Annotated in this window: 20 protein-coding genes and 1 riboswitch; of the genes, 16 read left to right on the forward strand and 4 right to left on the reverse strand. The window is 65.3% G+C overall.

The window, feature by feature from the left end; genetic code table 11:
• Positions 1-4: 4 nt before the first annotated feature.
• Genes glyS through GFK26_RS10350 form a run of 4 tightly spaced genes read left to right on the forward strand, consistent with a single transcriptional unit; the run spans position 5 to position 4,530 of the window.
• Positions 5-2,137, forward strand: a complete 2,133-nt coding sequence (gene glyS, locus GFK26_RS10335; protein WP_153281888.1) for a glycine--tRNA ligase subunit beta — start codon at positions 5-7, stop codon at positions 2,135-2,137.
• Between the two features lie 37 nt (positions 2,138-2,174).
• Positions 2,175-2,753: a D-glycero-beta-D-manno-heptose 1,7-bisphosphate 7-phosphatase gene (gmhB, locus tag GFK26_RS10340; RefSeq protein ID WP_192193828.1), complete on the forward strand. Its 579-nt coding sequence runs from the start codon at positions 2,175-2,177 to the stop codon at positions 2,751-2,753.
• Positions 2,753-3,532, forward strand: a complete 780-nt coding sequence (locus tag GFK26_RS10345) for a lysophospholipid acyltransferase family protein (RefSeq protein ID WP_153281890.1) — start codon at positions 2,753-2,755, stop codon at positions 3,530-3,532. Before gmhB ends, GFK26_RS10345 begins: the two co-directional genes overlap by 1 nt.
• Before the next feature lie 26 nt (positions 3,533-3,558).
• Positions 3,559-4,530 carry a M48 family metallopeptidase gene (locus tag GFK26_RS10350; RefSeq protein WP_228121963.1) on the forward strand — a complete coding sequence of 324 codons (972 nt, stop codon included), beginning with the start codon at positions 3,559-3,561 and terminating at the stop codon, positions 4,528-4,530.
• Between the two features lie 748 nt (positions 4,531-5,278).
• On the opposite strand, the gene GFK26_RS10355 is transcribed toward GFK26_RS10350, so the two are convergent.
• The 4 genes from GFK26_RS10355 to GFK26_RS10370 form a co-directional block, all read right to left on the reverse strand.
• On the reverse strand, positions 5,279-6,049 hold the full coding sequence (locus tag GFK26_RS10355; protein WP_153281891.1) for an SDR family oxidoreductase: 771 nt from the start codon (positions 6,047-6,049) through the stop codon (positions 5,279-5,281).
• Between the two features lie 88 nt (positions 6,050-6,137).
• Positions 6,138-7,055 (reverse strand): pseudouridine synthase, encoded by a 918-nt coding sequence (locus GFK26_RS10360; RefSeq protein ID WP_153281892.1) that lies wholly within the window; start codon positions 7,053-7,055, stop codon positions 6,138-6,140.
• Positions 7,052-8,368 (reverse strand): leucine-rich repeat-containing protein kinase family protein, encoded by a 1,317-nt coding sequence (locus GFK26_RS10365; RefSeq protein ID WP_153281893.1) that lies wholly within the window; start codon positions 8,366-8,368, stop codon positions 7,052-7,054. Before GFK26_RS10365 ends, GFK26_RS10360 begins: the two co-directional genes overlap by 4 nt.
• Before the next feature lie 23 nt (positions 8,369-8,391).
• Complete coding sequence (locus GFK26_RS10370; RefSeq protein ID WP_153281894.1) at positions 8,392-9,450, reverse strand: MBL fold metallo-hydrolase; 1,059 nt, start codon at positions 9,448-9,450, stop codon at positions 8,392-8,394.
• Between the two features lie 94 nt (positions 9,451-9,544).
• Between GFK26_RS10370 and GFK26_RS10375 the strand changes: the two genes are divergently transcribed.
• From GFK26_RS10375 to thiC, 12 genes are all read left to right on the forward strand, one after another.
• Complete coding sequence (locus GFK26_RS10375) at positions 9,545-9,988, forward strand: MerR family transcriptional regulator (RefSeq protein WP_153281895.1); 444 nt, start codon at positions 9,545-9,547, stop codon at positions 9,986-9,988.
• Positions 9,989-10,002: 14 nt separating this feature from the next.
• Entirely contained in the window at positions 10,003-10,746 is a 744-nt protein-coding gene (can, locus tag GFK26_RS10380; RefSeq protein WP_153281896.1) for a carbonate dehydratase, read from the forward strand.
• Between the two features lie 35 nt (positions 10,747-10,781).
• Positions 10,782-12,602: a bifunctional isocitrate dehydrogenase kinase/phosphatase gene (gene aceK / locus GFK26_RS10385; RefSeq protein ID WP_153281897.1), complete on the forward strand. Its 1,821-nt coding sequence runs from the start codon at positions 10,782-10,784 to the stop codon at positions 12,600-12,602.
• Positions 12,603-12,677: 75 nt separating this feature from the next.
• Positions 12,678-13,862, forward strand: coding sequence for an acetyl-CoA C-acyltransferase (locus GFK26_RS10390; RefSeq protein ID WP_099793223.1), 1,185 nt, complete (start codon positions 12,678-12,680; stop codon positions 13,860-13,862).
• Positions 13,863-13,952: 90 nt separating this feature from the next.
• Positions 13,953-15,200: a glutamate carboxypeptidase gene (locus tag GFK26_RS10395; protein WP_153281898.1), complete on the forward strand. Its 1,248-nt coding sequence runs from the start codon at positions 13,953-13,955 to the stop codon at positions 15,198-15,200.
• Between the two features lie 40 nt (positions 15,201-15,240).
• Positions 15,241-16,371, forward strand: coding sequence for an acyl-CoA dehydrogenase family protein (locus GFK26_RS10400; protein ID WP_153281899.1), 1,131 nt, complete (start codon positions 15,241-15,243; stop codon positions 16,369-16,371).
• A gap of 12 nt (positions 16,372-16,383) precedes the next feature.
• Positions 16,384-17,220, forward strand: coding sequence for a metallophosphoesterase (locus GFK26_RS10405; protein ID WP_153281900.1), 837 nt, complete (start codon positions 16,384-16,386; stop codon positions 17,218-17,220).
• Positions 17,221-17,581: 361 nt separating this feature from the next.
• Positions 17,582-17,902: a hypothetical protein gene (locus GFK26_RS10410; RefSeq protein ID WP_322745836.1), complete on the forward strand. Its 321-nt coding sequence runs from the start codon at positions 17,582-17,584 to the stop codon at positions 17,900-17,902.
• 128 nt (positions 17,903-18,030) lie between these two features.
• The gene (locus GFK26_RS10415; protein ID WP_153281902.1) at positions 18,031-18,573 is read left to right on the forward strand and encodes a RusA family crossover junction endodeoxyribonuclease; all 543 of its coding nucleotides are present in this window, start codon (positions 18,031-18,033) and stop codon (positions 18,571-18,573) included.
• Positions 18,570-19,235 (forward strand): hypothetical protein, encoded by a 666-nt coding sequence (locus GFK26_RS10420; RefSeq protein ID WP_153281903.1) that lies wholly within the window; start codon positions 18,570-18,572, stop codon positions 19,233-19,235. The genes GFK26_RS10415 and GFK26_RS10420 overlap by 4 nt, the downstream gene beginning before the upstream one ends.
• Positions 19,236-20,361: 1,126 nt before the next feature.
• Positions 20,362-20,793: a YchJ family protein gene (locus tag GFK26_RS10425; protein WP_153281904.1), complete on the forward strand. Its 432-nt coding sequence runs from the start codon at positions 20,362-20,364 to the stop codon at positions 20,791-20,793.
• Between the two features lie 26 nt (positions 20,794-20,819).
• Positions 20,820-20,925: riboswitch (TPP riboswitch) on the forward strand.
• 93 nt (positions 20,926-21,018) lie between these two features.
• Positions 21,019-22,902, forward strand: coding sequence for a phosphomethylpyrimidine synthase ThiC (gene thiC / locus GFK26_RS10430; protein ID WP_153281905.1), 1,884 nt, complete (start codon positions 21,019-21,021; stop codon positions 22,900-22,902).
• Positions 22,903-22,934 lie beyond the last annotated feature (32 nt).

A 22,934-nucleotide genomic window follows, 5' to 3' on the forward strand; every position in this document is an offset into this window, starting at 1 on the left:
CCCCATGAACAAGAACTCCCTCCTGGTCGAACTGTTTGTCGAAGAGCTGCCGCCCAAGGCGCTGAAGAAGCTCGGCGAGGCCTTTGCCGGCGTGCTGCGCGACCAGCTCGTGGCGCAAGGCCTGGCCGAAGCCGGCTCGGTGCTCACGCCCTACGCGTCGCCGCGCCGCCTGGCCGCGCACCTCACGCACGTGGCTGAGCGCGCCGCCGACAAGGCCGTGTCGCAAAAGCTCATGCCCGTGGCCGTGGGGCTCGATGCCTCGGGCCAACCGACGCCCGCGCTGCTCAAGCGCCTGGCCGCCCTCGGCGCCGACGCCTCGGCCGTGCCTGGCCTCAAGCGCGCCATGGACGGCAAGGCCGAAGCCCTGTTCTACGAAAGCACCGCCAAGGGCGCCACGCTGGCCGAAGGCCTGCAGAAGGCGCTGGCCGAAGCCATCGCCAAGCTGCCGATTCCGAAGGTCATGAGCTACCAGCTCGAAAGCGGCTGCGACATGCCCGGCTGGAGCAGCGTGAGCTTCGTGCGCCCCGCGCACGGCCTCGTGGCGCTGCATGCCGACACCGTGGTGCCCATCGAGGCGCTGGGCCTGAAGGCCGGCCGCGAAACGCACGGCCACCGCTTCGAAGCAGCGGTCGATCCCGTGGTGCTGCGCGACGCCAACAGCTACGCGCTGCAGTTGCAGGACGACGGCGCCGTCATCGCCAGCTTTGAAGCGCGCCGCGCCGAAATCGCACGCCAGCTCGCGGCGGCTGCGGTCAAGGTCGGCGGCGGCTCGGTGCCGATCCACGACGACGCGCTGCTCGACGAAGTGACCGCGCTGGTCGAACGTCCCAACGTGCTGGTGTGCAGCTTCGAGCCCGAGTTTCTCGAAGTGCCGCAGGAGTGCCTCATCCTCACGATGAAGGCCAACCAGAAGTACTTTCCGCTGCTCGATGCGTCGAGCAAACTCACGAACAAGTTCCTCGTCGTCAGCAACATCACGCCCGACGACGCGAGCGCGGTCATCCAGGGCAACGAGCGCGTCGTGCGCCCGCGCCTGGCCGATGCCAAGTTCTTCTTCGACCAGGACCGCAAGAAATCGCTGGCCTCGCGCGTCGAGTCGCTGGGCAAGGTGGTCTATCACAACAAGCTGGGCACGCAGGGCGAACGCGTGCAGCGCGTGATGCACATCGCGCGCGGCATCGCCGAAAAACTCGGCGACGCGACGCTGGCCGCGCAGGCGACCCAGGCCGCGCAACTGGCCAAGGCCGACCTCGTGACCGACATGGTCGGCGAGTTCCCCGAGCTGCAGGGCACCATGGGCCGCTACTACGCGCTGCACGACGGCCTCGATGCCGCCGTGGCCGACGCCATCGAAGACCACTACAAGCCGCGCTTCGCCGGCGACGAGCTGCCGCGCAACAGCGTGGGCCTCGCGGTCGCGCTGGCCGACAAGCTCGAGACGCTGGTCGGCATGTTCGGCATCGGCAACCTGCCCACCGGCGACCGCGACCCGTTCGCGCTGCGCCGCCATGCGCTGGGCGTGATCCGCATGCTGATCGAGAAAGACCTCGCGCTGGGGCTCGATGCCCTGCTGCAGGACGCCGCCGCGCAGTTCAGCGCCATCGACGGTTTCGACAGCAGCAAGGCCACGGTCGAGCTGCGCGACTTCATCCTCGATCGCCTTGCCGGCAGCCTGCGCGAGCAGGGCGCCAGCGCCCAGGAAGTCGACGCCGTGCTGGCCCCGCTGCCGCAGCGCCTGGGCGAAGTGCCCAAGCTGCTGGCGGCCGTGCGCGCCTTCGCCGCACTGCCCGCCGCCGCTGCACTCGCCGCCGCCAACAAGCGCATCGGCAACATCCTGAAGAAGGCGCCCGAAGCCGACGCCCACGTCAGCGAGTTGCTGCTGCAGGAGCCCGCCGAGAAGGCGCTGCACGCCGCCATGGCGCAGGTCGTGCCCGCTGCCAACGCCCAGTTCGACGCGGGCGACTACACCGGCTCGTTGCAGACGCTGGCCGCGCTGCGCGAACCGGTCGATGCGTTCTTCACGGACGTGATGGTGAATGCCGAGCAGGCCGACCTGCGGCTGAACCGCCTGGGCCTGCTGATGTCGCTGCACGCCGCGATGAACCGCGTCGCGCAGCTCGAGCGGCTGGCTGTCTGACCCCATGCCCCATCCCTCCACCAGGAGCGGTTCTTCCATGAAGCTCGTCATCCTCGACCGCAACGGCACGATCAACGTGCACCGCGAAGACTTCGTCAAGAGCGACATCGAGTGGACGCCGCTGCCCGGTGCGCTCGAGGCCGTGGCGCGGCTCAACCATGCGGGTTGGCACGTGGTGGTGGCGTCGAACCAGTCGGGCCTGGGCCGCGGCCTGTTCGACATGGCCTCGCTCAATGCCATGCACGCCAAGATGCACAAGATGCTCGCGGCCGTGGGCGGCAAGGTGGATGCGGTGTTCTATTGCCCGCACAGCCCCGACGAGGGTTGCGACTGCCGCAAGCCCAAGGACGGGCTGTTCCTTCAGATCGGCGACCGCTTCGGCATCGACCTGAAGGGCGTGCCGACCGCGGGCGACAGCCTGCGCGACCTGCAGGCCGGCGCGTCCGCCGGCTGCGAACCGCACTTGCTGCTCACGGGCATGGGCGCGGCCTGCCGCGGGGTTCACCCGCTGCCTCCCGAATATCCGGCGGACACGAGGGTGCATGACGACCTCGCCGCCTTTGTCGACTTTCTGCTCGCGCGCGAAGCGCGGGCTGCACTGCAGGTGGCTGTCTGATGGCGTTTATCCGTTCCGTTCTCCACGCCCTGTGGATGCTTGTCACCGTGGTGCCCTGGGGCATCATCATGTGCGTCTGCTCGCTCTGGAAGCGCGGCATTCCGCTGTACTGGATGGCCGCGCGCTGGCTCGGCTGGGCGGTCGACGGTGCGCGCGTCATCATGGGCATCCGCACGCGCGTGACCGGCATGGAAAACCTGCCGACCGACCAGCTCGCCGGCGCCGTGCTGCTGGTCAAGCACCAGTCCACGTTTGAAACCTTCCTCATGCCCACGCTGATGCCGCATCCGCTGGCCTACGTGTTCAAGAAGGAACTGATCTACGTGCCCTTCTTCGGCTGGGCGATGGCGCGGCTGGACATGATCCACATCGACCGCAGCCAGCGCGCGCAGGCCTTCAACAAGGTCGTGAGCCAGGGCCGCAAGCTGCTCGCGCAGGGCATCTGGATCATCATGTTCCCCGAAGGCACGCGCATTCCGCGGGGCCAGAAGGGCACCTACAAGAGCGGCGGCACGCGCCTGGCCTGCGAAACCGGCGTGCCCGTGATCCCGATCGCCGTCACATCGGCCAAGGTCTGGCCGCGCAAGGCCTTCGTGAAGCGCCCCGGCGTGGTCGACGTGTCGATCGGCCCGGCGATCTCGAGCGTGGGCCGCAAGCCCGACGAGCTGATGCGCGAAGTCGAAGCCTGGATCGAGGCCGAGATGCGCCGCCTCGACCCTGAGGCCTACAGCGACAGCGCGGTGCAGCCGCAGCAGGCGTTGCCGCGCGAAGCGGGCTGACGCGCCTGCCTCAGACCGGACCCGACATGCGGGGAATGCTGCAGTTCACGATGGACCTCTTCGAGGGGTTGGGGAGCACGCCAGCGCCTGCTGCTGCTCCGCCGCGGCGGCCGAGGAAGAAGGCGCCAGCGCCTGTGCCGCCTGCGGCTCCCGTGCCGGTGGTGGCTGCCACGCCTTTGTCCATCGAGCCCGTTGATCCGCGTCCTGCGGTGCCGTTGGCCGACACGTTGACGCTGGCGAAGTTTGCGCATCCACAAGCGACGCGTGAAGTGGTGCTGGGGTCGGCGCGCGTGGCCTACGAGTTCAAGCGCGGGCAGCGCAAGACCATCGGTTTTCTTGTGGGCGCCGAAGGCTTGTCGGTGCGTGCGCCGCGGTGGGTCACGCTGCGCGATGTCGATGCGGCGGTGCGGGAGAAGGCAGACTGGATTCTGCGCAAGCTGGCGGAGACGCAGCAGCGCAATGCGCGTGTCGAGGCGACGCGGATTGCTTGGGAAGATGGGGCGGAGTTTCCTTTTCTTGGCGAGCTGGTGGTGATCCGGCTCGATCCGAAACACGGGTTTGCCAGCGTCGGCGGCACGCTCGACCCCGCTGTCGAAGGCGGTGGCCCGCGGACGCTGCGGCTGGCTGTGGCGCAGAACGCGGCGCCTTCGCAGATTCGGGATGCGGCGCAGGCCTGGTTGATGCGACAGGCGAGGAAGCTGTTCATCGAGCGGCTGGATCACTTTGCGCCGCTGCTGGGGGTGTCATGGCAGAAGCTGTCGCTGTCTAACGCCGCTACGCGGTGGGGGAGTGCGAGTGCGGATGGGTCGATTCGGTTGAACTGGCGGTTGATTCACTTTCGGTTGTCTGTGATCGACTACGTTGTGGCGCATGAGCTGGCGCATCTGCGGGTGATGGATCATTCGCATCGGTTTTGGGAGACCGTTGAGAGTGTTGTGCCTGACTATGGGGTGCTGAGGCAGCAGTTGAAGGATGAGGCTGTGCCTCGGTGGGGCTGATGTTTTTCGTTTGCTTCCCGAGGCCGGGAGTTCCGCCCGGCGGCGGACTCACTTTCTTTTGCTTCGCCAAAAGAAAGTAAGCAAAGAAAAGGCGACCCCACTGTCTGCGTCCCTTCGCTTCGCTGCGGGCAACCTGCGGTGCTCACGTTTCGCGGGGTCTCGCAGAACTCGCTGCGCTCAAACAGCTGCGAGCCCTGATCCGCGAAACGCTGCGCTCCTCGGCGCAGCCAGAGGGGATTTGGACACCGGACGGGCCTTTGCTTCGCTCGGCTTGGGATCGGGCCTTCGCTGCGCTCGGCGGGCGGACTTGCTCCCTCTCCCCTTGGGGAGAGGGTTGGGGTGAGGGTCCGCGGCACAGAAACACCGCTTCGCGCGCATGAAGGCCGATGCCCTCACCCCCGCCCTCTCCCAAGGGGAGAGGGAGCAATGCAAGCCGAGCGTAGCAAAGGCTCGTGAGGTATTCAGCTGCCGAGCAAAGCGATGGCCCGCTCGGTATCAAAGCCCTTCTGTATGCGCCGAGGAGCGCAGCGTTTCGCGGATCAGGGCTCGCCCTTGTTTGAGCGAAGCGAGTTTGGGCGAGACCCCGCGAAACGTGAGCACCGCAGGTTGCCCGCAGCGAAGCGGAGGGACGCAGACAGCAGGGTCGCCTTTCTTTTGCCTACGTTTCTTTGGCGAAGCAAAGAAAAGTAGGTCGGCCGCCGGGCCGAGACCCGGCCTCGGAACTCAACCAGCCCCGAGCGCCAAAAAATCAACGAGCGTGCGTGACCCCACCGTCCACCACCAACGTAGACCCCATCACATAGTCCCCAGCCCGCGACGCCAGAAAAATAGCCGCCCCAGCCATGTCCTCAGGCGTACCAATGCGGCCAGCGGGAATGCGGCCTTTGACCTCATCCCCGTGATCCCGCGCATCCTTGTTCATATCCGAAGCAAACGCCCCAGGAGCAATCGCACTCACCACGATCCGATCCTGCGCCAACCGCAGCGCCATCCGCCGTGTCAGCTGAATCAACCCCGCCTTGCTAGCCGCATACGAATAAGTCTCCTGCGGATTCACCGAAATCCCGTCAATAGAAGCAATGTTGATCACCTTAGACAAATGATCCGTAGCAGCCTTCTTGAGCATCGGCGTCAACGCCTTGGTCAAAAAGAACGGCGTCTTCAAATTCAGATCAACCACCTTGTCCCAGCCACTCTCAGGAAACTCCTCATACGGCGCCCCCCAAGCAGCCCCAGCGTTGTTGACCAAGATATCCAGCGCCCCTTCATGCTTCGCATAAGCATCGACCAGCGCCTGAGCCCCTTCCAAAGTCGAAACATCGGCAGGCAACGACACGCAATGCCCAAACGCCGACAGCTCCTTCGCCGTCTGATCACAAGCCGCAGCCTTGCGCGCCGAGATGTACACACGCGCACCTTGCGCCAAAAAGCCCTCGGCAATCATGCGGCCGATGCCGCGCGAGCCGCCGGTGATCAATGCGCTGCGGCCCTTCAGCGAGAAGAGTTGGGTGGTGTCCATGTGCGTTTGTCTCCTGAGTGGTGGAAGAGAGGAAGTTCAATTCCCGTCAGGAGAAAGCTTAGTGCGCGATCCGCCCGCGCTGCGTCACCTAGGCGGCAGGCAACGCCAGCCGGCGAGGGCTCTCGAAGGTGCGCAAGGCACCGCTCAGCGGGTCGATGAACGCCAGTGACCGGGCCAGCAGCTGCAGCGGCTTGTCGAAGTCGTCGTTCCCCGCAGGCTGCAGCGTGGGATAGAACGGGTCGTTCACGATCGGCAAACCCAGCGCCTGGCAATGCACGCGCAGCTGGTGCTTGCGGCCGGTGACGGGCGAGAGCTCCAGCAGCGCATGGCCGTCGCGGGCCTCGCGCAGCACGATGCGGGTCTCGGAATTCGGCTCGCCGTGCGCTTCGCGCATGCGCATGAAATGGTCGTCGTCCACCAGCCGGCTGCGGTACACGGCGGGCACCGACGACACGCCCTCGTGCCACGGCACGACAGCCTCGTAGTGTTTGTCGATGCGCCGCTCGGGGAACATCGCCTGGTAGATGCCGCGCGTCTCAGGGCGCACCGAGAACAGCACCAGGCCCGAGGTGTTGCGGTCGATGCGGTGCAGCGGCACGAGGTCGTCCAGGCCGAGCTTGCGCTTCAGGCGCACCAGCAGGCTCTGCTGCACGTACTTGCCGGTGGGCGTGACGGGCACGAAGGGCGGTTTGTCGACCACGACGAGGTCGTCGTCCTGGTGCAGCACCTGCTCTTCAAAAGGGATGGGCGTCTCGGCGTCGAGCGCGCGGTAGTAGTACACGCGCAGCGGCGATTCATATCGGCGCGTGGCGGTGACGGGCACGCCGTGCTCGTCGCACACGTCGTTCGCTTCAATGCGCGAGAGCCAGGCCTCGCGCGAGATGGCGGGAAAACGCTCGGCGAGAAAGTCGGCGATGGTGGACCAGGGGCCGTACGGCAGCGAGACACAACTCGGGCTCACGCCGTCGCGCGTGGGCATGGGAACGACGAAGCGGGGGCGCGTCATGGTGCGGCGGCGTCCAGCACCGACAGCACCTCGGCGAACGACGGCCGTGCCGCCACTTCGGGTTGCAGGCAGCGCGCCGCGAGCGTGGTCAAGGGCGAAGAAGAAGCCGCATCGTCGCAGCGCTCGGCCAGCTCTTCGAGCAGACAACCGAAGGCGCGCATCTCCACGCCTTGCAGCGCTTTCGCGTGCGCGGGGTCGAGTGCGCCGGTCATCCAGGCCGCACCGAAGTCGCCGAGCCGCCCGCCGTCCTGCGCGTGCCACAGGATGTTGTGGGCGTACAGGTCGCCATGCAGCAGGCCGCGCGCATGCAGGTGCGCCATGGCCGCCGCGATGTCGCGCGCGATGCGCAGCGCGGTGCCGGCGGACCAGCGCGCATCGTCGGCATAGACATCGCGGGTGCACGAGGCCAGGCTCGGCGGACCGGCCAGGGTGATGAACGACGGCGGCACCAGCGCCATCACCAGGCCTTCGGTGCCGTCGGGGTGGCCGTCGATGCGGCCTTGCGCGGCGATCAGCGTCGGGTGCGCGCCGGCCGCAATGCAGGCCGCCATCTCGCTGTGCGGCCAGCCGTCGCTGGTGACGGCGCCCTTGAACAGCTTCACCGCCACGGGCAAGGCAGCGTCATCCGATGTGGCCAGCGTGGCGCGGTGGATCACGCCCGAGGCGCCTTCGCCGAGCTTCGGGCCGAGCGTGAGGTCGCGCCAGTCGACGTGCGGCACGGTGGGCGCGTCGATGGCCGCGTCTTCGGTCGGCGCATCGAACGGATTGCCCGCGCACGCCAGCCACGCCAGGCGCGGCAGCGTGTGCAGCCACTCGGGCAGCACGTCGAAGCGGTTGGCCGACAGGCGCAGCAGTTCGATCTGTCGGCAGCGGGCCACCGACGCCGGCAGCGCGCGCAGGCGGTTGCCGGCCAGCATCAGCTTCTGCATGCGGGTGCAGTCGCCGAGCGTGTCGGGCAGCGCCTCGATGGCGTTGTCGGTGAGGATCAGCCAGCGCAGCGAGGGCGGTAGGGCCTCGGCCGGCACGTGGGCGATGCGGTTGGCCTTGAAGCCCACGATGTCGAGCTGGTGGCACTGGCCGAGGGACGCCGGCAGTTCGGTGAAGCGGTTGTCGGAGCAGAACAGCACGCGCAGTTGGTGCAGGCGGCCCAAATCATCGGGCAATGTGCTGAGCGCATTGCCCGTGAGGTTCAGCGTTTCGAGGGTGTCGGCGAGCGCAAAAATCTCGCGCGGAAACTCGGTGAGTCCGCACGAGAGGTCCAATCGTCGTACGCCAGCCAGCCGGCCGGCGCGCAGCTCAGCCAGCGTGTCCATGCGGGAAGTCTACCCAGCCGAAGCTACCTGGCGCCGAAGCGGTAGATGCCGTCTGCGGCCAGCGTGCGCTTCACCTGCCCCGAGAACCACAGCAGGTGCAGGTGGGCCACGGTCTCGCCCATCGCGAAGGTGATCTGGTGCAGGTCGAGCTCGCGCTTGAACAGGATCGGCAGGCCCTCCGACGCCGTGATCGGTCGCGCGAGGCAGGCTTCGAGCAGCTCGGCCAGGCGGTCGCGGTGGTGCTCCTGCAGCTGGTCGACGCGGCGGTGGATGCCGGTGAAGGGCTTGCCGTGCGAGGGCAGGCCCAGCGTGTCGGCCGGCAGGGCCTTGAACTTGTCGATGCTGTCCAGGAACAGGCGCAGCGAATTCGCCTCGGGCTCGCCCGCGTGCACGCTCACGTTGGTCGAGATGCGTGGCAGCATCATGTCGCCGCCCAGCAGCAGCCTCGGCTCGGCGCAGTACAGCGCGATGTGCTCGGGCGCGTGGCCGTAGCCGCTGATGCAGCGCCACTCGCGCCCGCCGATGGTGACGATGTCGCCGTCCATCATGCGCACGTAGCGGTCGGGCACGGCGGGCACCATGTTCGTGTAGTAGCTGGTGCGTGCGCGGATCTTGGCGATCGACTCGGGATTGTTCAGCCCGTGCGAGAGAAAGAAGTTGGCCGCCGCATCGCCGCCCGCGAGCGTGTCGCCGGCGCTGCACAGCACGCGTGCCACGTGGTAGTCGGTGGCGCTGATCCACAGCGGCACGTTCCAGCGCTTGCACAGCCAGTCGGCCAGGCCGATGTGGTCGGGGTGCATGTGGGTCACGATCACGCGCAGGATCGGCAGGCCCTGCAGCTGGGTCTCGAAGATCTGCTCCCACTGCGCGCGGGCCTCGTCGTGCGCGATGCAGCAGTCGACCACCGTCCAGCCCTCGACGCCGTCGATCGTGTCGCGCAGCAGCCAGAGGTTGATGTGGTCCAGCGCAAAAGGCAGCCGCATGCGGATCCAGCGCACGCCGGGCGCCACTTCCAGTGCTTCGCCAGCGGCGGGCAGGGTGTCGCCCAGGGGGTAGTGGAGTTCGCGTTCGAGGAGGTTCATGTATGATTGACGTTTACGTAAACGTCATGGGTTGAGGCTTCATTGTAAAGAATGCGCCGCCAACCTGCTGTCGCCCCCGCAACCCTTGCCGCCCATGCCCGCGCAGACCTTCACCATCAGCCAGCTCGCCAAGGAGTTCGACCTCACGACGCGCGCCATCCGCTTCTATGAAGACATGGGCCTGCTGTCGCCGGAGCGGGCCGGCCTGCAGCGCGTGTACAGCGCGCGCGACCGGGCGCGGCTCACGCTCACGCTGCGCGCCAAGCGCCTGGGCCTGACGCTGGTCGAGGCGAAAGACATCCTCGACATGTACGACAGCCCGCGCGACACCGTGCCGCAGCTGGAAAAATTTCTGGGCGTGCTCGGCTCGCACCGTGCACAGCTCGAGGCGCAGCTGGCCGAGTTGCAGGCCAACCTCGCCGAAGTGCGAGAGCACGAGAAAAAGGGCCGCGCCACGCTGGCCAAGGCGCAGAAGGCCGTCAAGGCCACCAAGGACGCCCCCGGCGGCGAACGCACGCCCGACACAACGACTCACTGACAAAATAGCCCACCATGTCCTCAGACAACCTCGACGACCTCTTTGCCCACAACCGTGCCTGGTCCGCCCAGATGGAGCGTGACCGGCCCGGCTTCTTCACCGGCCTCGTCAAGCAGCAGACGCCGCGCTACATGTGGATCGGCTGCTCCGACAGCCGCGTGCCCGCCAACCAGATCACCGGCCTGGAGCCGGGTGAAGTGTTCGTGCACCGCAACGTGGCCAACATCGTGGTGCACTCCGACCTCAACGCGCTCTCGGCGATCCAGTTCGCGGTCGAGCACCTGAAGGTCGAGCACATCATGGTCGTCGGCCACTACGGCTGCGCCGGCGTGAAGGCCGCGCTCAGCGGCAAGCGCATCGGCCTGGCCGACAACTGGATCCGCCACATCCAGGACGTGCGCGACCGCCACAGCGTGATGCTCGACAGCCTGCCCGAAGACGTGCGCGTCGATGCGCTGTGCGAGCTCAACGTGGCCGAACAGGTGGTCAACGTGGCCGTCAGCACCGTCATGGTCGACGCCTGGGCGCGCGGTCAGAAGGTGCGCATCCACGGCTGGACCTTCGGCGTGCACGACGGCCTGCTGCAAGACCTCGGCCTGAGCGCCGACGGCGACAAGCCGCTCGACGCCATCTACAAGGCCGCCGTGCAGCGCATCCGCTACAAGTGGAGCAAGCCGGCAGGCGTCTCGCCGTCGGCGCAGGCAGGTGCCGACGGCACCGAAGGCGTGGAGCGCGCAGAGACCCCGCCAGCCGCCTGAGCGAACCCGTCGCTGCCATCGCCGGTACCGTTGCCATGTTCCCGCAGCGCCTCGATTCCCCGCTGGCCTACGACATTGCGAAGGCGATGATCGACGGGTTCAACCGGCACTACCGGCTGTTCCGCGCCGAATCGGCACGCGCCAAGCACCGTTTCGAAACGGCCGACTGGCACGGCCAGCAGCGGGCGCAGCGCGAGCGCATCGAGTTCTACGACCTGCGCGTGAACGAGGCCGTGGCCCGGCTCGAAAAAGAGTTCAAGGCCGGCGACCAGCCCATGGAGGTCTGGCACCAGGTCAAGCTGCACTTCATCGGCCTGCTGGTGAACCACCACCAGCCCGAGCTGGCCGAGAGTTTCTTCAACTCGGTCACCACGAAGATCCTGCACCGCGCGTACTTCCAGAACGACTTCATCTTCGTGCGCCCGGCCATCAGCACCGAGTACATCGAGCCGCGCGGCGCACCCACCTACCGGCCCTACTACCCGTCGCAGGCCACGCTGCCCGACATCATCGAGCAGATGCTCGACGACTTCGCGCTGCAGGGCAGCTACGCCAACAAACGGCGAGACGCCGAGCGCGTGGCGCACGTCATCCTGAACCGCTTTCACCAGGTCAAGCTTCGCGCCAACTTCCAGCTGCAGGTGCTGTCAGGCCTGTTCTACCGGAACAAGGGCGCGTACGTGGTCGGCAGGATCATGAACGGCTTCACCGAGATTCCGTTTTCGCTGCCCCTCCTGCACGACACCCGCGGCAAGTTCTACATCGATGCGGCGCTGTTCGGCGAAGACGACCTGCAGATGCTGTTCAGCTTTGCGCGCGCCTACTTCATGGTCGACATGGAAGTGCCTTCGGCCTGGGTGCAATTTTTGCGCTCGCTCATGCCGCGCAAGCCGCGCGCCGAAATCTACAACGCACTCGGCCTGGCCAAGCAGGGCAAGACGCTGTTCTACCGCGACTTTTTGTCGCACCTGAACTACTCGAGCGACCGTTTCCGCATCGCGCCCGGCATCAAGGGCATGGTCATGCTGGTGTTCGACCTGCCGTCGTTCCCGTTCGTGTTCAAGGTCATCAAGGACTTTTATCCGCCGCAGAAAGACACCACGCGCGAGCAGATCAAGGGCAAGTACATGCTCGTGAAACAGCACGACCGCGTGGGCCGCATGGCCGACACGCTCGAGTACAGCAACGTGGGCTTTCCGCTCGACCGCTTCGAGCCCGAGCTCATCGAAGAAATCCGCAAGTTCGCGCCCAGCCAGCTCGAAATCGGCGACCGTGACGGCAACGGGGAGATGGAGGTCGTGCTCAAGCACGTCTACATCGAGCGCCGCATGATCCCGCTGAACATCTACCTGCAGGAAGCCTTCGACACGCTGGCCCATCCCGAGAGCCCGGCCCATGCCAAGCGCGCCAAAGACCAGCTGGAGCACGCGGTGATCGAGTACGGCAACGCCATCAAGGACATGGTCGCCGCCAACATCTTCCCCGGCGACATGCTGTGGAAGAACTTCGGCGTCACGCGCGGCGGCAAGGTCGTGTTCTACGACTACGACGAAATCGAATACGTCACCGACTGCAAGTTCCGCAAGGTGCCCACGCCGCGCAACGAAGAAGACGAGATGAGCGGCGAGGTCTGGTATTCGGTGGGCCCGAAAGACGTGTTCCCCGAGACCTTCGAGCCCTTTCTGCTCGGCAACAGCGATGTGCGCGCCGCCTTCATGGCGCACCATGCCGACCTGCTCGACGCCGCCTTCTGGCAGCACCACAAGGAACGCATCCAGGCCGGCCAGATGCTCGATGTGTTCCCGTACGAAGAGTCGCAACGCTTCCAGCACGAAGGCCACGCGACGCATTTCTGACCGCCCGTTCCCCGATTCCGTTTTCGTTTTCGTTTTGTCTTTGATTTCACTTTCACATTCCTGAAGGAGACCTCCATGTCCGAATCCATCGTCATCGTCGGCGCCGCACGCACCCCCATGGGCGGCTTCCAGGGCGACTTTTCGTCCCTCTCCGCGCACGACCTGGGCGGCGCCGCCATCAAGGCCGCCGTCGAGCGCGCCGGCATCGCGCCCGAGAGCGTGGGTGAAGTGCTGTTCGGCAACTGCCTCATGGCCGGCCAGGGCCAGGCTCCGGCGCGCCAGGCGGCCTACAAGGGCGGCCTGCCCGACAGCGCGGGCGCCGTCACGCTCAGCAAGATGTGCGGCTCGGCCATGAAGGCCGCGATGCTCGCGCACGACCTGCTGCTGGCCGGCACGCACGACGTCATCGTGGCGGGCGGCATGGAAAGCATGACCAACGCGCCCTACCTCATGCTCAAGGGCCGCGGCGGCTACCGCATGGGCCACGACAAGATCTATGACCACATGATGCTCGACGGCCTCGAAGACGCCTACCAGCCCGGCCGCTCCATGGGCACCTTCGGCGAAGACTGCGCTGCCAAGTACAACTTCACGCGCGAACAGCAAGACGCCTTCGCCATCGCCAGCGTGCAGCGCGCCAAGGCCGCCACCGAATCGGGCGCCTTCAAGGACGAGATCACGCCCGTCACCGTGAAGGGCCGCGGCGGCGACACCGTCATCTCCATCGACGAAGGCCCGGGCAAGGTCAAGCTCGACAAGATCCCCACGCTCAAGCCCGCGTTCAAGAAAGAAAACGGCACCATCACCGCTGCCTCGAGCTCGTCGATCAACGACGGCGCCGCCGCGCTGGTCATGATGACCGAGTCGCATGCGAAAAAGATCGGCGCCAAGCCGCTGGCGCGCATCGTCGGTCACGCCACCCACGCGCAGCAGCCCGAGTGGTTCGCCACCGCGCCGGTCGGCGCCGTGCAGAAGCTGTTCGCCAAGACCGGCTGGACCGTGAAGGACGTCGACCTGTGGGAAGTGAATGAAGCCTTCGCCGTCGTGCCCATGGCCCTCATGCACGAGCTCGACGTGTCGCACGACATCGTCAACGTGAACGGCGGCGCCTGCGCGCTGGGCCACCCCATCGGCGCCAGCGGCGCGCGCATCATGGTCACGCTGCTGCACGCGCTGAAGGCGCGCGGCAAGAAGCGCGGTGTTGCCACGCTGTGCATCGGCGGCGGCGAAGGCACCGCGGTCGCACTCGAATTGCTATAACGCCAGGAGCCGCCGGCGCCCGGGAGAGGGCGCCGGCCGGTTTCCACCCCGGACACTTCAAACAAAACCATGCGTAGAGCAGGAGATTTCATGCGCCCATCCCTTCACCGTTCCGCCGTTGCCGCCGTGCTCGCTACCGCCTTCATGGCCGGTGGCGCCTGGGCCCAGAAGCGCGACAACGTGCTGTTCCAGGCCGCCACCGACGAGCAGCCGGCGGTGATCAAGACGCTCGAGAAACTCGTCAACATCGAGACCGGCACCGGTGACGCCGAAGGCATGGCCGCCGCCGGCGCGTACCTCGAAGGCGAGCTGAAGAGCCTCGGCTTCACCGTCACGCGCAGCAAGTCGGCCGGCCTCGTGGTCGGCGACAACATCGTCGGCAAGCTCAAGGGTCGCGGCGGCAAGAACCTGCTGCTCATGTCGCACATGGACACCGTGTACACCAAGGGCACGCTCGCCAAGGCGCCGTTCCGTGTCGAAGGCGACAAGGCCTACGGCCCCGGCATCGCCGACGACAAGGGCGGCAACGCCGTCATCCTGCACACGCTCAAGCTGCTCAAGGACTACGGCGTGCGCGACTACGGCACCATCACCGTGCTGTTCAACACCGACGAGGAAAAAGGCTCCTTCGGCTCGCGCGACCTGATCCAGGAAGAAGCCAAGCTGGCCGACTACGTGCTCTCCTTCGAGCCCACCAGCGCCGGCGACGAAAAGATGTCGCTCGGCACCTCGGGCATCGCCTACGTGCAGGTCAACATCACCGGCAAGGCCTCGCACGCGGGCGCCGCCCCCGAGCTGGGCGTGAACGCATTGGTCGAAGCGTCTGACCTCGTGCTGCGCACCATGAGCATCGACGACAAGTCGAAGAACCTGCGCTTCAACTGGACCATTGCCAAGGCCGGCAACGTGTCGAACATCATCCCGGCCAGCGCCACGCTGAACGCCGACGTGCGCTACGCACGCAACGAAGACTTCGACGCCGCCATGAAGACGCTCGAAGAAAAGGCGCAGCAGAAAAAACTGCCCGAGGCCGACGTCAAGGTGCTCGTCACGCGCGGCCGTCCGGCCTTCAATGCGGGCGAGGGCGGCAAGAAGCTCGTCGACAAGGCCGTGGTCTTCTACAAGGAAGCCGGTGGCAGCGTGGGCGTCGAGGAGCGCACCGGCGGCGGCACCGACGCAGCCTACGCGGCGCTCTCGGGCAAGCCCGTGATCGAAAGCCTGGGCCTGCCCGGCTTCGGCTACCACAGCGACAAGGCCGAGTACGTCGACATCAGCGCCATTCCGCGCCGCCTGTACATGGCCGCGCGCTTGATCATGGACCTGGGCGCCGGCAAGTAAGCCGCGCACCCACCGACAACAAAGAACCGGAGACAACGCCATGCTGCTCAGCGCAGACCAGGAAGCCATCCGCGACGCCGTGCGCGATTTTTCGCAGGCCGAGATCTGGCCCCACGCCCCCCAGTGGGACCGCGACCACAGCTTTCCGAAGGAAGTGCACCAGGGCCTCGCCGCACTGGGCGCCTACGGCATCTGCGTGCCCGAAGAGCATGGCGGCGCGGGCCTCGACTACCTCACGCTCGCACTTGTGCTCGAGGAAATCGCGGCCGGCGACGGCGGCACCAGCACCGCCATCAGCGTGACCAACTGCCCCGTCAACGCCATCCTCATGCGCTACGGCAACGCGCAGCAGAAGAAGAAATGGCTCGAGCCGCTGGCCCAGGGCCAGATGCTCGGCGCCTTCTGCCTCACCGAGCCGCAGGCCGGCAGCGATGCCTCGAGCCTGCGCACCACCGCGCGCAAGGACGGCGACGGCTACGTGATCGACGGCGTCAAGCAATTCATCACCAGCGGCAAGAACGGCCAGGTCGCCATCGTCATCGCGGTGACCGACAAGGGCGCCGGCAAGCGTGGCATGAGCGCGTTCATCGTTCCCACCGACGCGCCCGGCTACAACGTCGCGCGCGTCGAAGACAAGCTCGGCCAGCACAGCAGCGACACCGCGCAGATCAACTTCGACAGCTGCCGCATCCCGGCCGAGAACCTCATCGGCGCCGAAGGCGAGGGCTACAAGATCGCGCTCGGCGCACTCGAAGGCGGGCGCATCGGCATCGCCGCGCAGAGCGTGGGCATGGCCCGCAGCGCCTTCGACGTGGCCGTGGCCTACGCCAAGGAACGCCAGGCCTTCGGTGGCGCCATCTTCGACCAGCAGGCCGTGGGCTTTCGCCTCGCCGACTGCGCCACGCAGATCGAAGCCGCGCGCCAGCTCATCTGGCACGCCGCCAGCCTGCGCGACGCCGGCCGGCCCTGCCTGAAAGAAGCCGCCATGGCCAAGCTCTTCGCCAGCGAAATGGCCGAGCGCGTGTGCAGCGCCGCTATCCAGACGCTGGGCGGCTATGGCTACGTGAACGACTTTCCGCTGGAGCGCATCTACCGCGACGTGCGCGTGTGCCAGATCTACGAAGGCACGTCGGACATCCAGAAGCTGCTGATTCAACGCGCGCTGGCGTGATTGCTTGATCACGTGAGCCGGCGCCGCGGCCGACCCTGGGGCTCGATCGCCGCGGCACTCGTGCTCGCGGCGCTGTCTATTTGGAGCTTCGTCATCGAGCCGCGCTGGGTGGCCGCGCGTGTCGAGCCCTTGGGCTCGGCGCAGTGGCAGCCCCCGGCCGGCCTGAAGGTCGCGGTGGCCAGCGACTGGCACCTCAGCACGCGCTCGCTGTGGCGCGTGACCAGCGCCGACCGCGCCGCGGCCCTCGTCGACCAGATCAACGCGGCGCAGCCCGATGTGATCCTGCTGCCCGGTGACTTTCTTGCGGGCTCCGGCGACGACGAAGACTTTTCCATCGAAGCCATGGCCGCCGTGCTCGGCCGACTGAAGGCGCCGCAGGGCGTGTACGCGGTGCTCGGCAACCACGACTGGTGGCACGACGGCGAACGCACTGCCAAGGCCTTGTCCGCACAGGGCATCCGCGTGCTGGAGAACGCCTCGGCGCGCCTGCCCGGGCACGAGCTTTGGGTGGTCGGCATCGGCGACGACTCCACCGGCCATTCGCAGCCCGACAAGGCCCTGGCCGGCGTGCCGCCCGGCGCCGCCACGCTGGTCATGATGCACGACCCCTTCAGCTTCGCCGGTATGCCGCGCACGCAGGGCCTTGTGGTGGCGGGGCACACGCACGGCGGGCAGATCAGCGTGCCGGGCTACGGCGCCTTGGTGGTGCCCGGGCGTGCGCCGCGCGAGTGGGCCTATGGGTGGATCGCGCACAAGGACAACAAGCGGATGTACGTGACGAGTGGGCTCGGCGTGAGCATCCTGCCGGTGCGGTTCAACATGCGGCCTGAGTGGGTGATGTTTCGGTAGATCCGTGCCAATCGCTGGAGCTTGACTCGCGTCTTCGAGACCGCTTACATTGCCTTTGCTTCGTGATGAGCGGGGCCGGGTTTAGCAGCCCGCTGACATCCTGCGACGAAAGCCGCAGTTACCGCACAGGGTCTGCGGCTTTTTCGTTCGTGCTCCTTTTTAGGCGGCTCGAATGGGAGGGCTCGCGCCCTGCCGGTTTCCGCAAGGATGTCCCGGTCTGCTAACCCGTTCGAGCTGCCGCCCTCGTTTAGCAGCGGGTGCGTCGGTTGTTGCAAATCGACATCCTTGGAGGCCTATGGCCCATGCTTCAAACGCTCGCACCGACGCAGGTTGCTCTTGCGCGTCTCAACGACCCACTGCCTTGTTCAAGCCCTTTGAATGGGTGCAGGGCGAACGGCTTGCGCCTTCACTGCAAAGCCATGCAGCCTTTCTCAACGATGCGCGTGATGTGGTGCAGGGTGCGCAGACGTTGGTTCAGTTGCTCGAATGGGATGAGGAACGGCGCGATGCTGCTTCTTCCGATACGGACCCTGCGCCGCTTTTCGATGCATGCCAGCGGAGTTCGCTGCAGCGGTTTCTTGCGGTATCGCTGGGGCTTCTGCATGCGCGGATTGAGGCGCAGTGTGAGGCATTGACCGAGTGGCAAGACGGCGCAGGGGTTGCAGCGTGTGCAACTGCATGAATTCCTAGAAGGAGAAAGCTGTCCCCGCATCTGAAGCGAGTGGGCAGTCGAAAAGAGATTCGAATGCAGTTCGTTCATCTACGGGCATGAGCGCAGGATGCTCTTTCCGTTTCAGAAACCGTGAGCATGTGGCATTCTTCAGCTGGCCGCTCGCGGCCGCGAGCAGCACCAAGTGCTCTGGTGATATTTTTGCTTTCTGCCAGCGGGCGACAATGTTCGAATGGTCGCGGGCTTTCGGCATGGCAGTTCTAACTAACCGTATGGGCCTCATCGTTGATTTCCTCTTGCCACGTCGGCCAGTCTCGCATCAAGCTAAGAGCGGGCCGAACAAAGATGCTTGGCGTGATTTTGTGTACGGGCGAGCGATGCAAGCATGGCGTGCACGTCCGCTAACAGGTTTTCCATTGAAGTTCGCCATGGTGTATCTGTCTGATGATCCCGCGCCCGGGGACATCAACAACTTCGTAAAACCTGTGCAGGACGTTCTATGCGCGTTGATCTATGGAGACGATTCAATGATCCGAGATGTTTCTGCTCACATGCGTCTTCTAAGTGAACCGAATGGCATACGCGGACTGCCTGAAAAGTTGGCGCAGGCACTCATCGATGGCGAGGCCTGCGTCTATGTAGCTATTCATGACTCGAACGAACTTGCTGAGGAACTGAGATGAGCATATTGACTGCCACCCTAGCGGAAAGGCTCATAGCAAAGCGGTATGAAAAGCAGGGTTACGTTGTGACCTTGGAGCCACCGCCTTCGTCCATTCCATTCTCACTAGCAGGCTATACGCCTGACATCCTCGCGACCAAGGGAGATGAGCACATTCTTATCGAGGTGAAGAGCCCAAACGCACGACTAAATCGAGATATCTATTTGTCGGTTGATCGTGAAGTTCAGCAGCATCCGGGTTGGCGCTTTGAGCTGGTCACAGTAACCGGAGACGAGCTGCGAGAGCCGACCGTGAGCGACGCCGATCGGCCGACGATTGGCAACATCCGACAACGCTTGCAAGTACTGAAATCCTTATTTAATGCGCCTGATGTGTCGGGAATTCTCCTGCCTCAATTGTGGGTCGCTTTTGTCGCCGCCCTGCGACTGCTGGCCGATAGCGAAGGAATATCTTCGGAAGGGCTCACTGACCTCAGCCTACTCAATAAGGTCTATTCACAGGGCATCACTTCGATCGATGAGGATGCAACTGCAAGGCGGCTTTTGAGTTTGCGAAACATCGCGGTGCATAGCCTGAATCCGGATATCACGATGGAAGATTGCGAAGAGCTGTACCAGATCACACATGCAGTCTTGGAGAGGCTGCAGAAATCACACACCTGAGTCGTAGTCGCGAATTTTGAAATGAGCAGGCTAAGATCATCTGAAGGTGATCTAGCCATAGGAAGTTTTGCAACGTAGGAGTTCGGAGATCCTGTTCTCGACTAAATGGCGCATGTAGTTCGAGCCGAGGATTACCTCCATAGCAGGCCGAGTGTAGGCACGCAACTCGCAGATCGGTAAAACCCTTCGCGGCGGGTCAACTTCATGATGACAGTCCCACGATGGGCCGTTTGATGTCCATTTCTCATGCCTTTGCCGAGCACACTCATCCAAGCAGTCTCTAGCTACGTTGAGCGCGAGGAGCCGTTCCTTGCATCGACGTACACGTGGGCTATCGACTCAGCCAGGCTCGCCACTCATTTGGCCATCACTGTCTCAGGCTCAGACTCATACGCGCGTAATCTCGATCTGAAGTCTCAGTTAAATAGAGCGTGGGTGGACGCGAACCAAGGTCAGCGTGAGGCCATCGCTGACTACTATGTTCGAGTCTGGGGCGGAATCGGTGGCAATCGCGTTGGCACCATCTCCAAATATGTAAGCGCCATCTCTGACGGGAGAATCCCGCACTTCACGGGAATCTCATCATGGTCCAAAGTTGCGACAGCAGCGAATTCCAAAAATGCAGCAATCTTTGATGCACGCGTTGCTGTCGCACTGAACGCGCTTCAAGTGTTGAGTGGTTCTTCCGAGGGCGTCGTGTTCCCGTACCTCTATGGCCGAAACTTGGTCATACAGCGTACAGGTCCCATGTTGCGAGATGCAGGGCGAGCTCGAGGCTGGCGAGCCTTGCCTCGTGCGCAAATTTACCCTGTCTATCTTGCGCTTCTCAAGCATGCGTCAATGCCGCTCAAGGGAAGCCTAGCTCTCGCGCGCGCCGAGATGGTGTTATTCGCAAAGGCAGAGTCGCTTGCCACAGAGGCGGAAGAATCACTCTCCCACTCAGCTTTGGCCTCGGGAGCGGAAGCGCTGCCCGGCGTTGACTTGCGCTAAGCATCAGCGGATTGATCCCATTCAGTCCGTTGGAACGACACCAACGCATCCCACACCACGCCAAATAGGCACGCCCAAACTCGTCTCGCACCCACCTTCAGCTCCCGCCGCGCCAAGTGTTCCAATAGAGCCCTTCATGAGCGCCACCGACCCCACTCCCGGCCCCTGCCCCTGCGGCCGCACCGACCGTCGCGACAAGCCCATCGGCTACGCCCTGTGCTGTGGGCGCTACCTCGACGATTTCGAGAACACGCCTGCGCCCGACGCCGAATCGCTGATGCGTTCGCGCTATTCGGCCTTCGTGCTGGCGCGTGCCGACTACCTGCTCGCCACCTGGCATGCGTCGAAGCGGCCGGCTTCGATCGAGTTCGAGCCGGGCGTCAAATGGCTGGGGCTGGACATCCGCTCGCGCTCAGTGCTCGACGCCGACCACGCCGAGGTCGAGTTCGTCGCCCGCCAGCGCAGCGCGACGGGCGTGGCGTTCCGCCTGCACGAGCGCAGCCGCTTCGTGCGCGAGAACGAGCGCTGGTTCTACGTCGATGGGGACCTGCACCAGCCCCCGGGTTGACGCACCGGGCTTCGGCCCGCACAATCGGCCCCGCTCCGGGGTGCACACACGTGGTGTGCTGAGATGGCAAAGCTGCCGACCCGCGAACTTGATCCGGGTCATACCGGCGTAAGAAGAGCTGCACTCCCTGACTTCGGTCCGTCACTCCCTTTTCTGGTGGCGGGCCTCCCGAGGTCCACTGAGCGATTGCGGAGCACCCTTTCCCTCAACAAGGAGTGCCTCCCGATGAATGCCCCCGATAAATTCACCTCGCTGCTGTCGCTGACGCGCGAACCCTTTCCCGCGTCGCACAAGTGCGTCATTCCGGGCAGCCGGCCCGACCTGTTCGTGCCCGTGCGCGACGTGGCGCTGACCAACGGCGAAACCGTTTCCCTGTACGACACCTCGGGCCCCTACACCGACCCGAAGGTCGAGATCGACGTGCGCCGCGGCCTGCCCGACGTGCGCAGCGCCTGGGTCATCGAGCGCGGCGATACCGAAAGCTACGAAGGCCGCACGCACCACGCGCTGGACGACGGCGCCAAGAACGAAGACCGCGACGCGCAGCGCCTGGCCGAGCTGCGCGCCGGTGCCTCGGCGCTGCAGCGCACGCCGCGTCGCGCCAAGTCGGGCGCCAACGTCACCCAAATGCATTACGCACGCCGCGGCGTCGTCACGCCCGAAATGGAATACGTGGCGCTGCGCGAGAACGGCAAGCGCGAGTGGATGGCCGAGTACCTGGCCAATGAAGAGCGCGCCAAGCGCGTGGCGGGCAACCCGATGGGCGCGAGCATTCCGCGCATCATCACGCCCGAGTTCGTGCGCGACGAAGTGGCCCGTGGCCGCGCGATCATTCCCGCGAACATCAACCACCCCGAGGTCGAGCCGATGGCCATCGGGCGCAACTTCAAGGTGAAGATCAACGCCAACATCGGCAACTCGGCCGTCACCTCGAGCATCGAGGAAGAAGTCGAAAAGCTGGTGTGGGCCATTCGCTGGGGCGCCGACAACGTGATGGACCTGTCGACCGGCAAGAACATCCACACCACGCGCGACTGGATCGTGCGCAATTCGCCGGTGCCCATCGGCACGGTGCCGATCTACCAGGCGCTCGAAAAAGTGGGCGGCGTGGCCGAAGACCTCACCTGGGAAATCTACCGCGACACGCTCATCGAGCAGGCGGAGCAGGGCGTCGACTACTTCACCATCCACGCGGGCCTGCGCCTGCCGTTCATTCACCTCACGGCCGACCGCATGACGGGCATCGTGTCGCGCGGCGGCTCGATCATGGCCAAGTGGTGCATTGCGCACCACAAGGAGAGCTTCCTCTACACGCACTTCGAGGACATCTGCGACATCATGAAGGCCTACGACGTGAGCTTCTCGCTCGGCGACGGCCTGCGCCCTGGCTCGGGCGCCGATGCGAACGACGAGGCCCAGTTCGCCGAGCTGCGCACGCTGGGCGAGCTCACGCAGATCGCCTGGAAGCACGACGTGCAGACCATGATCGAAGGCCCGGGCCACGTGCCGATGCACATGATCCAGGCCAACATGGACGAGCAGATCAAGCACTGCCACGAGGCGCCGTTCTACACGCTCGGCCCGCTGACCATCGACATCGCGCCGGGCTACGACCACATCTCCAGCGCCATCGGCGCCGCGATGATCGGCTGGGCCGGCACGGCAATGCTCTGCTACGTGACGCCCAAGGAGCACCTGGGCCTGCCCGACCGCGACGACGTGAAGCAGGGGATCATTGCCTACAAGATCGCCGCGCACGCGGCCGATGTGGCCAAGGGCCACCCGGGTGCGCGCTCGCGCGACGACGCGCTGAGCAAGGCACGCTTCGAGTTCCGCTGGCAAGACCAGTTCAACCTGGGCCTGGACCCCGACACGGCGCGCGAATTCCACGACGAGACCCTGCCGAAGGACTCGAGCAAGGTGGCGCACTTCTGCTCGATGTGCGGCCCCAAGTTCTGCTCGATGAAGATCACGCAGGAAGTGCGCGAGTACGCGGCCAAGAAGGGCGTGGCGGAGCGCGAGGCCGTGGCCGAGGGCATGGAAGAGAAGTCGAAAGAATTCATGGCCGGCGGCGGCGAGATCTACATCCCGATCCGACCCGTCGCTTGATAGCTTGAGTCTCCCCGTGCGGAAAGGGGGCG

It is taken from the genome of Variovorax paradoxus, assembly GCF_009498455.1.
Classification (GTDB): domain Bacteria; phylum Pseudomonadota; class Gammaproteobacteria; order Burkholderiales; family Burkholderiaceae_C; genus Variovorax; species Variovorax paradoxus_H.

Excerpts from the sequence above, each read along its gene's own strand:
- GFK26_RS10365 (WP_153281893.1), bottom strand. The coding sequence starts at position 8,368 with ATGGACACGCTGGCTGAGCTGCGCGCCGGCCGGCTGGCTGGCGTACGA.
- GFK26_RS10360 (WP_153281892.1), bottom strand. The coding sequence starts at position 7,055 with ATGACGCGCCCCCGCTTCGTCGTTCCCATGCCCACGCGCGACGGCGTG.
- GFK26_RS10420 (WP_153281903.1), top strand. The coding sequence starts at position 18,570 with ATGAGCATATTGACTGCCACCCTAGCGGAAAGGCTCATAGCAAAGCGG.
- GFK26_RS10350 (WP_228121963.1), top strand. The coding sequence starts at position 3,559 with ATGCGGGGAATGCTGCAGTTCACGATGGACCTCTTCGAGGGGTTGGGG.
- GFK26_RS10425 (WP_153281904.1), top strand. The coding sequence starts at position 20,362 with ATGAGCGCCACCGACCCCACTCCCGGCCCCTGCCCCTGCGGCCGCACC.
- GFK26_RS10375 (WP_153281895.1), top strand. The coding sequence starts at position 9,545 with ATGCCCGCGCAGACCTTCACCATCAGCCAGCTCGCCAAGGAGTTCGAC.
- glyS (WP_153281888.1), top strand. The coding sequence starts at position 5 with ATGAACAAGAACTCCCTCCTGGTCGAACTGTTTGTCGAAGAGCTGCCG.
- GFK26_RS10395 (WP_153281898.1), top strand. The coding sequence starts at position 13,953 with ATGCGCCCATCCCTTCACCGTTCCGCCGTTGCCGCCGTGCTCGCTACC.
- GFK26_RS10400 (WP_153281899.1), top strand. The coding sequence starts at position 15,241 with ATGCTGCTCAGCGCAGACCAGGAAGCCATCCGCGACGCCGTGCGCGAT.
- GFK26_RS10390 (WP_099793223.1), top strand. The coding sequence starts at position 12,678 with ATGTCCGAATCCATCGTCATCGTCGGCGCCGCACGCACCCCCATGGGC.
- aceK (WP_153281897.1), top strand. The coding sequence starts at position 10,782 with ATGTTCCCGCAGCGCCTCGATTCCCCGCTGGCCTACGACATTGCGAAG.
- gmhB (WP_192193828.1), top strand. The coding sequence starts at position 2,175 with ATGAAGCTCGTCATCCTCGACCGCAACGGCACGATCAACGTGCACCGC.
- GFK26_RS10370 (WP_153281894.1), bottom strand. The coding sequence starts at position 9,450 with ATGAACCTCCTCGAACGCGAACTCCACTACCCCCTGGGCGACACCCTG.
- GFK26_RS10345 (WP_153281890.1), top strand. The coding sequence starts at position 2,753 with ATGGCGTTTATCCGTTCCGTTCTCCACGCCCTGTGGATGCTTGTCACC.
- GFK26_RS10355 (WP_153281891.1), bottom strand. The coding sequence starts at position 6,049 with ATGGACACCACCCAACTCTTCTCGCTGAAGGGCCGCAGCGCATTGATC.
- thiC (WP_153281905.1), top strand. The coding sequence starts at position 21,019 with ATGAATGCCCCCGATAAATTCACCTCGCTGCTGTCGCTGACGCGCGAA.
- can (WP_153281896.1), top strand. The coding sequence starts at position 10,003 with ATGTCCTCAGACAACCTCGACGACCTCTTTGCCCACAACCGTGCCTGG.